Consider the following 3,598-nt stretch of genomic DNA (forward strand, 5'->3'; position numbering starts at 1 on the left):
CGAAACACATCGCTATGGTGAAGCTCAGCCATGCGGCGCACAAGCTGCCCAAGGAACTCTCCGGCGGCATGCGCCAGCGCGTTTCGGTGGCGCGGACTCTGGCCATGAACCCCAAGGTTCTGCTGATGGACGAGCCCCTGAGCGCATTGGATGCACTCACCCGCGCTCAGCTTCAGGATGAGATCAGCGAAATCTGGATGCAGAATAAAACGACGGTCATCTGGATCACCAATGACCCCGACGAAGCCATTCTGGTGGCGGACAAAGTGATCCCTTTGCTGCCAACCTCGCCAGCGACACTCGGCGAGACCATGATCGTGGACATTGAGCGGCCGCGTGACCGCAAGGCGATCAATCACGATCCCAAGTTCAAAAAACTGCGTGCTGAGCTCATCAGCACCCTGCTGGACGCCAAAGGCCGCAACAAAGTGAAGTCATCAGTGCAAATCAGCCTGCCTGATATCCTGCCCGAAGACCTCACCTACACCAACTCGCTGCAGTTTCTCAATCGCAGCGGACCGAAGCGCCGCAGCGACAAGAAGCGTGAAGAAGTGGAGGTGGCAGCATGAGCGCGATCCTCCCCATGCTCGAACTGGATCGTCTTTGGAAGACTTACGACACCCCAAAGGGGCCGATGACGATCGTCAAAGACTTCAATCTCAAACTGAAGGAGGGCGAGTTTGCCACGCTCATCGGTCACAGCGGCTGCGGCAAAAGCACCGTGCTCATGATGGTCGCAGGCCTGAGCGATCCCAGCCAGGGAAACATGATTCTTGCCGGTCGTGAAGCCAGCGGCCCCGGGCCGGATCGTGGCATCGTGTTTCAGTCGCCCTGCCTGCTGCCATGGATGACGGCCTTTGAAAACGTCATGCTCGGTGTGAATCAGGTGTACTTCACCGCCAGCAAATTGGAGCGTCGTCAGATGGCGGAGTATTACCTCACCATCGTGGGTCTTGGCGATGCGATGCACAAGTATCCCGGTGAACTCTCCCAGGGAATGCGCCAGCGCGTTGGCATTGCGCGTGCGTTTGCCCTGCAGCCCAAGATGCTGCTGCTCGATGAGCCCTTTGGCATGCTGGATTCGCTCACTCGTTATGAGTTGCAGGAGGTGCTTTTGGAATTGTGGCGCCGCAACCGCATCACCACGCTGATGGTCACGCATGATGTGGATGAGGCTATCTTCCTCTCTGACCGCGTCGTGATGATGACGGACGGTCCCGAGGCGGAAGTTGGCGACATCTTACAGATCCCCTTCGAACGCCCACGTAACCGAAAACAGATCATGGAAGATCCGCGCTACTACGAGCTGCGCGAGCGCCTCATCACCTTCCTCAACGACAAGTCGCACATCCGCCCCAGCCGCGATCCGAAGTTTGTACCGTCTCCAGACATGGCCGCCGAACTGGCCACCCATGCCGCCCCTTTCCCTGCAGCCGCCGCTTAGCCGAATCAACAACGCACCCCTCACATACCCACATGAAAAGGCTACTCACGCTTTTGCTCGCGACTTCATCGCTCGCACTCGCCCAAACCCCCGCTCCGAAAACCACGGCTCCCGCACCAGCGCCTGTCCCCGGCTTCACGCTGGCCCCTCCGCCTCCCACTTACGCTCCCATGAAGATGGGCAAGCTGACGGTCGATGTGCAGGAAAAAATGCGCTACGAAATCCGAGACAACAACTTTGATTTCAACAGCGCCGTCAACAGTCCGCAGGACGCTGCCTGGCTGCTCCAGCGTTTTCGTCTGGGGCTTGGGTATGATTTGAATCCATGGCTCAAACTCTATGTGCAAGGGCAGGACGTGCGTGAAATCGGCGGCAGCCGGGCGCGTCAGATCGGAGTGAACGGGGCTGAAGGTGATGATGTCTTCGATGTACTCAAGGCCTACATCCAGATAGGAAATCTCAAAAAGGGATTCAGTTCCATTCTTGGCCGCCAGTTCCTGTCCTATGGCGATCAACGTCTCCTGGGGCCGCTGGAGTGGGCGAATCAAGCTCGTACCTTTGACGCCTTTAAGTTTCGCTACACCGCGAGCAAGTGGTCTCTCGATCTTTTCACCGCCAGCCCGGTGAACTTCGCCAACAATAAATGGAACAAGTCGGACTTCATTGATCAATCGGATCATCGCAATGCCTTCATGAGCGGAGCCTACCTGAGCACGCTCTTTGTGCCCTTCAACACCACCACGGACTTCTATGTGTTTCACAACCGCGACGATGGTACGGCAACCTTCGGTGCGCCGATCGGTTCGACAAGTTTTGTCACTCTGGGTACCCTTTGGAAAGGTGATCCGAAGAAGCTGCATGGCTTCGACTATGACACCGAGATGGATTTCCAAACCGGCAAGGTGGGTGGGCGTTCTCTCACGGCATACGCCGGCCACTGGGGTGCTGGTTACAACTGGCTGAAGCACGCATGGAAGCCACGTTTTGGCCTGCAATACAATTATGCCAGCGGTGACGGTGATCCGAACGACGGCAAGATCGGCACCTTCCAGAACCTGTATCCGACGAATCACATGTTCTACGGCTACATGGACACCACAGCCTGGATGAACGTGCACAACCCCCAGGTGAATTTCAGCTTCATGCCGACACCCAAGATGAAGGTGATGCTGGACTACCACCTCTACTGGAATGCCAACAATGCCGACGCCTGGTACCGTGCCAACGGCGCCACCAAAGTTCGCCCCCTCAGCACCGCCGCCAACAACGCGAGCAGTTTCCGCGGTCAGGAGTTTGATATCACGATGAGCTACAAGCTCAACCCGCACGTCGCGTTTCTGACCGGCTACAGCTACTTCATCGCTGGTGATTACCTGAAGCAGACCGGCGCGGCGAGCAATGCCCAGTTCGGCTACGTGCAGGTGCAGATCGATTTCTAATTCCATTCATTCTCAAGCCGCTCTGACAGATGAAAATCGTTCCTCTCATTCCCGAAAATGCACCCTTCAGTGTGGAGCAGCGTGCCTGGTTGAATGGGTTCCTTGCTGGAGTCCTCAATCGTGGCGCTGCCGCCAGTGGTGCCGCATCTGAGGAATCAAAACGACCTTTGCTCATCGCCTTCGGCAGTCAGAGCGGTAATGCGGAAAGTTTGGCCAAGCGGCTGGCCAGGGAAGCATCGGGTCGGGGTTTTGCAGCGCGCGCTGCAGGCCTCGACTCGCTGCAACCCGCCGACCTTATCAAAGAACAAAACGTCCTTCTCATCACCAGCACCTGGGGGGAAGGGGACATGCCTGACAACGCCGTGTCCTTCTGGGACAGCCTCAATCAAAACGGCAGCAGCCCGAAACTCGACGGCGTGCAGTACAGCATCCTGGCACTGGGGGATAAAAATTACGGCGACACCTTTTGCCTAGCCGGCAAGAAGCTCGACACACGTCTCGCTGAACTGGGAGCCAAGCGCATTGTGGACCGCGTTGATTGCGACGTGGATTTTGACGACCTCGCGAAGAAGTGGAGCGCCAACGCTTTCACGGTCTTGAGCGGCGTGGACGCAACCACATCCTCTTGTGCAACCGAGGCAGGGGAAGAAACAGGCTACAGCAAAAAGAAGCCCTTCCCAGCCAAGCTCATTGCCAACGTGCCTATGAACAGTCG

At 57.1% G+C, this 3,598-nt stretch carries 4 protein-coding genes; all 4 read left to right on the plus strand.

Translation table 11 applies throughout. The features are described 5' to 3' along the window. On the plus strand, positions 1-569 hold a 569-nt coding region (locus tag ACIREA_RS28590; protein ID WP_397385730.1), incomplete at its 5' end, for an ATP-binding cassette domain-containing protein. Further along, on the plus strand, positions 566-1,444 hold the full coding sequence (locus tag ACIREA_RS28595) for an ABC transporter ATP-binding protein (RefSeq protein ID WP_397385731.1): 879 nt from the start codon (positions 566-568) through the stop codon (positions 1,442-1,444). The genes ACIREA_RS28590 and ACIREA_RS28595, both read left to right, overlap by 4 nt. A gap of 32 nt (positions 1,445-1,476) precedes the next feature. Further along, entirely contained in the window at positions 1,477-2,883 is a 1,407-nt protein-coding gene (locus ACIREA_RS28600; protein ID WP_397385732.1) for an alginate export family protein, read from the plus strand. Positions 2,884-2,912: 29 nt separating this feature from the next. Continuing rightward, on the plus strand, positions 2,913-3,598 hold a 686-nt coding region (locus ACIREA_RS28605; protein ID WP_397385733.1), incomplete at its 3' end, for a flavodoxin domain-containing protein.

Source organism: Prosthecobacter sp. (assembly GCF_044373815.1).
Lineage (GTDB): Bacteria > Verrucomicrobiota > Verrucomicrobiia > Verrucomicrobiales > Verrucomicrobiaceae > Prosthecobacter.

Bases quoted from the DNA above. Each gene is read 5' to 3' on its own strand.
- ACIREA_RS28600 (WP_397385732.1), top strand. From the start codon at position 1,477: ATGAAAAGGCTACTCACGCTTTTGCTCGCGACTTCATCGCTCGCACTC.
- ACIREA_RS28595 (WP_397385731.1), top strand. From the start codon at position 566: ATGAGCGCGATCCTCCCCATGCTCGAACTGGATCGTCTTTGGAAGACT.